The 5443-nt window shown below is 73.2% G+C and carries 5 protein-coding genes; 4 read left to right on the forward strand and 1 reads right to left on the reverse strand.

From position 1 onward, the window contains the following. Positions 1 to 252 precede the first annotated feature (252 nt). Positions 253 to 435 (reverse strand): DUF6104 family protein, encoded by a 183-nt coding sequence (locus tag AOK17_RS43130; protein WP_055618111.1) that lies wholly within the window; start codon positions 433 to 435, stop codon positions 253 to 255. Positions 436 to 696: 261 nt separating this feature from the next. Between AOK17_RS43130 and AOK17_RS43135 the strand changes: the two genes are divergently transcribed. The 4 genes from AOK17_RS43135 to AOK17_RS43150 form a co-directional block, all read left to right on the forward strand. Beyond that, positions 697 to 1107 (forward strand): CU044_2847 family protein, encoded by a 411-nt coding sequence (locus AOK17_RS43135; RefSeq protein ID WP_245697740.1) that lies wholly within the window; start codon positions 697 to 699, stop codon positions 1105 to 1107. Continuing rightward, positions 1104 to 3179: a VMAP-C domain-containing protein gene (locus AOK17_RS43140; protein WP_107102651.1), complete on the forward strand. Its 2076-nt coding sequence runs from the start codon at positions 1104 to 1106 to the stop codon at positions 3177 to 3179. Before AOK17_RS43135 ends, AOK17_RS43140 begins: the two co-directional genes overlap by 4 nt. 157 nt (positions 3180 to 3336) lie before the next feature. Beyond that, positions 3337 to 4356: an AAA family ATPase gene (locus AOK17_RS43145; RefSeq protein ID WP_055618113.1), complete on the forward strand. Its 1020-nt coding sequence runs from the start codon at positions 3337 to 3339 to the stop codon at positions 4354 to 4356. A gap of 5 nt (positions 4357 to 4361) precedes the next feature. After that, on the forward strand, positions 4362 to 5443 hold a 1082-nt coding region (locus tag AOK17_RS43150), incomplete at its 3' end, for an SAV_2336 N-terminal domain-related protein (protein ID WP_281198678.1).

The raw sequence follows: 5443 nt of genomic DNA on the forward strand, positions 1-5443 counted from the left end.
GGCGGGAGGTCGAGAGAGCTCTTCGGAGAGGGCGAGCGGCTGCGCCGGAAAGGCTGAGCGGGCCCGCCGGGAAGGTCGAGCGGACCCGCCGCAGACGTTGAACTGGCCAGCCGGTCGGTCGGTCAGCCAGCCGGCCCGGCTGGACGCCGATCGTGCCGAGCGGTCACGCCCGGTGAAGCCAGGCACGGTCCGCAACCGACCCCGCACCGGCCAGGCGCCCGCAGCTGTGGACCGGAGCCCCAGGCCTGCCGCTTACTCCTCGTCCTCGTCATCGTCCAGTCGGGCCAGCCAGGTTGCCAGGCGCTCGACCGGGACCTCGAAGTCCGGGTTGAGGTCGACGAACGTACGCAGCTGCTCGGCGAGCCACTCGAAGGTGACCTCTTCCTGGCCGCGCCGCTTCTCCAGTTCCTCGATGCCGCGGTCGGTGAAGTACATGGGGTGTTCTCCTGCGTGCGTCCGTGTTCCGCCTCCGGTCACAGTTCACAGTCTGTGGACCGGTTTCCGTTCACAGCCTATGTACTGCCCGCCGGATCCGGTCGCCGGGAGCCGTCACCGGCAGGTGCCTCTCATAGAGGCGCCTCTCGTATAGGTGCCCCTCGCACATGTCCCAGGTCGGGAGTTAGCCTTCTCCTTCCCTGCGGTAGGGGAGCTTCACAGTTGGCAAAGGGAAACCGGCAGCGAACGGACGGGGGCGCCGTGGGTGGAGGGATCGAACGGATACGGCTCGACGACGGGACCGTCGTATGGGCGAGGGTCAGTGCGGCGGACGAGGCCGCGCTGGACGGGGACGGATATCAGGACACCGGGGTCGGGGACCGGATCATCGACATGGCGGGCGGACTCGCCGACGCGGTCGGTGGCGTCGTGCGCTCCCTGCGCGCCGGTCTCGACACCCCGGCACCGGTCGAGGTGGCCGTGAGCTTCGGCATCGAACTGTCGGCGCAGGCGGGCAGGATCGTAGGAGCCATCGCGGGAGGCGGTGGCCAGGCTTCCCTTTCCGTGTCGCTGACCTGGACCGAGCCCGCGGGGCAGGCGGGCGCGGCGGGTGCGGGGCAGGGAGACGGCGGCGACGGGCAGCCCGGACCCTCGGCCTCCGGCACCGGATGAGCGCCCTTGAGGAGATGGTGCGCCCCTCGCTCGCGCGCATCGTGGCCCCGGGCGACGGGTATGCACCGGACCGTGAGGAGTACTGGGGCAGCGGTTTCTTCATAGCACCCGGCTGGCTGCTGACCTGCGCCCATGTCGTGGGAAAGGGGGGAGCGGCCGTGTGGCGAAGTGGCAACGCCGTCGGCGTGACCTGGCAGGGCGGCAAGACCACCGGCGAGGTGGTGCTCGCCAAACCGCGGCCCGAGGAGCCCGACGGGGTCCGCGGCAGCTGGCGGTTCCCGGACATCGCGCTCGTCAGGGTGCGGGGCGCGGAAGACGCGCCGTGCGTCTGGCTGAGCGACCGGGCGCCGACCATCCCCGCCCTGGTCAGCCTGCACGGCTGGTCACGGCAGACCGGCGACCTCGGTATGCGGCACGGCATCGGACAGGCGTCCGCCCTGGACGGCAAGGCGCTGCTCCTCACCGGCCAGACGCCGGTCGAGGGAGTCTCGGGCGGGCCCGTGGTCGACCTGCGGCACGGCGCCGTCATCGGCATGAACAAGGGGCGCGGCCGGCACGAGGGAGCCGCCGTCCCCATCACCGCGCTGCGCGAGCTGTACGACGTGCGCGGGGGCGAGATCCTGCACACCGTCATGGGGGCGCACGACCTCCACCACCTCGACCGCTTCAACGACCCGGCGGCGGGCGCGGACTGGACCAGGACCCAGACCCGGCTGCGCGCTCCCGGCGCCCATGGGCTCGACCCCGGACTGCGCGTCCGTCTCTACGGCCACTTCGCCCATCTCCCGCCGCCCGGCGGCCCGGGCGAGGTCATGCACCTCGTTCACGAGGTCAAGTCCCGTGTGGTGCAGGAGGACTACCGCTCGCCCATCGAGCACGACCCGCGCACCTGGCGCGAGGGCGCCGGACTCCTGCACGGCCTGCGGGACCCGGGCGACCACGACCACGGCGGCAGACCCGAACTGGCCCTCGACGCCGTCCTGTTGTACGCGGCCAAGGTGGCCAGGCACGCCGCCCTCGACCACCCCGCCGACGTGGACCGCGACCGGCTGCGCGACTTCACCGCCTGGATCACCGAGCAGGCGACCCTCTCCGCACGGCAGGCCATCCGCGAGGACATCGACGCCCTCCTGGACCGCCTGTCCGAGGAGAACCTCCGGACACCGGCGACCGTCCCGACGATGGCGCGGACACCGTCCCGGGCCCGGGCGGACGTCCTCGTCGACGTCGGGGAGCCCGTCTACGGAGAGCGGTATCCCCTGAGCGTCAAGCTCCTCTACGACGGCCAGGACGTCACCCCGCTCTACAGCAACGACCAGGGCGTGCGCCGCGACGAACTGCACCAGTACCTGAGGGAACCGCTGGCGGAGGCCCTGCGCCTGGGTGACCGCGGCGAACACCTGGCCGCGGTCGAGGCCTTCCTGCCGCGCCGGCTGTTCGACGTGCCGCTCGACGACTGGCGGATCGGCGCCGACGACGCCTGGGACGACGCCGACCTCTTCGACGAACAGTCCATGCCGCTGGGACTGCGCAGGGTCGTCGTCATCCGTGACCGTCGGCGCAACGCCCGGCCGGCCAGCCCCGAATGGCGCCGCAGATGGGCGGGCGTGGCGAACCGGCCGCTGTCCGCCGGGCCGTTGAGGGGTGAGGCGACGGCACAGGGGCACCCGCAGACGGGACGTCCGGAGGGCAGGATGGCGGCGTACGGCCGGCTCTCGGGTATGGACGACGCGTGCGTTCCCGTCCACTGCGGTCCGGTCGGCAGCGGTCCCGGCTTCGACGCCATGGCCGCCGCGCTCGCCGCCGGGCACCCCCTGGTGCTGTGGCGCAGGGACGGCCACGACCACGAGGAGTGCCGCGAGTTCCACGTGCAGGCCGGGCAGTTGCTCGGCCTGGCGGGCGGGGCCGAGGGGCTGCACCGGCAGGTGCGCGAGCTCAGGATCCGGGTGTCGGATCCCGACACGGCGGAGGGTCTCGTGGGCGACATCGCTGTACTGTTCGATCCGCCGGATCGTCCGCCACACGGAACGGAACCCATGCAACCGCCCCTCATGGCAGCCCCCGACACGTGAATCGACTCCCAACTCCCTTGCCTCGCACGGATGTTCGCTGACCGGATTCGACACCGGACGAACAGGAAGCTCGGCAGGCCCGGCGCACCGGCGGTAACGTCGTACATCGAACAGCCGGGACCCGCTGCATGATCACCAGAGCCGGGAGGAGCCCATGGTGAACGACTGGCGGATCTACCGCGGGGTGGGTCAGCCGCACGACGGTGTGCGGCAGTTACCCCCGCCGCCCCCTTGGCGGGACTTCGCGGCGGCACCCGACCGACCCGAGTCCGGACCGGACGACCCCAGCAGCGCCCGCCGGCTCGGCGTACGGCGGCGCCTCGTGGAGAACTACGCGCCCCGGCCCGCCGAGGTCGACGCCGTCAACGCGGCCCTCTATCTGCGCCGCCCCCTCCTCGTCACCGGCAACCCGGGCACCGGCAAGTCCACCCTCGCCTACGCCGTGGCACACGAGCTGGGCCTCGGCCGCGTACTGCGCTGGCCCGTCGTCAGCCGCACCACACTCCAGGACGGCCTGTACCGCTACGACGCCATCGGCCGCCTCCAGGACGTCCAGCTGGAGCGGGCCCAGGGCGCCACCGCGGCGCCCGCGGCAGCCCCGTCCGGCATCGGATCGTACGTACGACTCGGCCCCCTCGGCACCGCGCTGCTGCCCGCCGAAGTACCCCGTGTCCTGCTGATCGACGAACTCGACAAGAGCGACCTCGACCTGCCCAACGACCTTCTGAACACGCTGGAGGAGGGCGAGTTCGCCATCCCCGAGCTGGAGCGCGTGGCCGACCGCGAACCCGTCGTCGAGGTCCTCACCCACGACGGCCGCCGCGTGCCCGTGCACGGCGGACGCGTCGCCTGCACCGCCTTCCCGCTGATCATCCTGACGTCCAACGGGGAAAGGGACTTCCCCGCTCCCCTCCTGCGGCGCTGCATCCAGCTGGAGCTCGAACCGCCCGGTGAGGAACAGCTCACCGCCATGGTCGAGGCACACCTCGGCGGCGAGAGCGTCGAGCAGGGCCGCGATCTCATCGACCGGTTCCTCGACCGGGAGCCCGGCGAGGTCGTCGCCGCGGACCAACTGCTCAACGCCCTCTTCCTCACCCAGCACACCCCCCACGCGGAGCGCCTCACCCGCGAGCGGATCGCGGACCTGCTCATGCACCCACTCGACCGCTCGCGGTGAGCCGGATGCACGGGATGCATCTGGAGGACCTGATCGGCCGGCTGCGCCGGGGCGGACTCGACCCCACCGCCGAAGAGGTGGCCGACGCCGTCTGGCTGTCCCGGTGGCTCGATCCGGCGCCGCCCCGCGCCGGGCAGGACCGCGGGCCGGCCGACCCGTCCGCCCCGGCGGAGAACGGGACGGGGCCGACGATCCGCCCACCGGCGGACCACACCCCCGGGACCGGCCAGGAACCCGGCACGGACACCTCGCTCGGCGCCGTCCCCCTGCACACGGCGGGCGGCGGTGCCGGTCCAGGGACCGACGGCGCCCGGCAGGTCTTCCCGGTGCGCGCCCCGGCGGCCACCGCGCTGCCGGGCCTGCTGGGCCTCGAACAGGCGCTGCGCGCCCTGGGCCGCTACCGCGGACCCGCCGCCCCGCCCCGGGACGGAGCGATCGACGAGGAGGCGACCGCCGACCACGCCGCCGCCAGCGGAGTCCTGGTGCCCGTCCGCCGCCCCGGCCGCCGCCGGCGCTGCGACATCCAGCTCCTGATGGACACCGGCCCCGCGATGGCCGTCTGGGGGCAACTGGTCGAGGAACTGCGCCAGGCCTGCCAGCAGTCCGGCGCCTTCGGCAGCGTCCGGGTCCACCATCTGTACGCGGGCGACGGCGGCATCCCGCTCATCGGCACCACCGCCGGGCCCAGCCACCACACCCGCCTGCGCTCGGCCGACGAGTTCCACGACCCCACGGGCCGCTGGCTCACCCTCGTGATCAGCGACTGTGTGGGACCCCTGTGGCAGAACGGCAGCGCACAGCGGCTCCTGCACGGCTGGCCCCGCACCTCGCCGCTCGCCGTCGTCCAGCCGCTGCCGCCCCGGCTCTGGGGCCGCACCGCACTGCCCGCCGAACCGGGGCTCCTGATCAGGCAGGCCGAGACCGGCGGACGCACCACCTTCCTGCCCGACGAGGAACCCTGGGACGAACCGGCCGCCGGAGCCCGCCCCGTGCCGGTGCTCCAGCCGACCCCCGAGGCCTTCGAGGCCTTCTCCCGCCTCCTGTCCGGCACCGGCCCCACCAGCGAACGGGCCTGGGCCGCCTGGAC

The sequence above is a fragment of the Streptomyces phaeochromogenes genome (assembly GCF_001418655.1).
Taxonomy (GTDB): Bacteria; Actinomycetota; Actinomycetes; order Streptomycetales; family Streptomycetaceae; genus Streptomyces; species Streptomyces phaeochromogenes.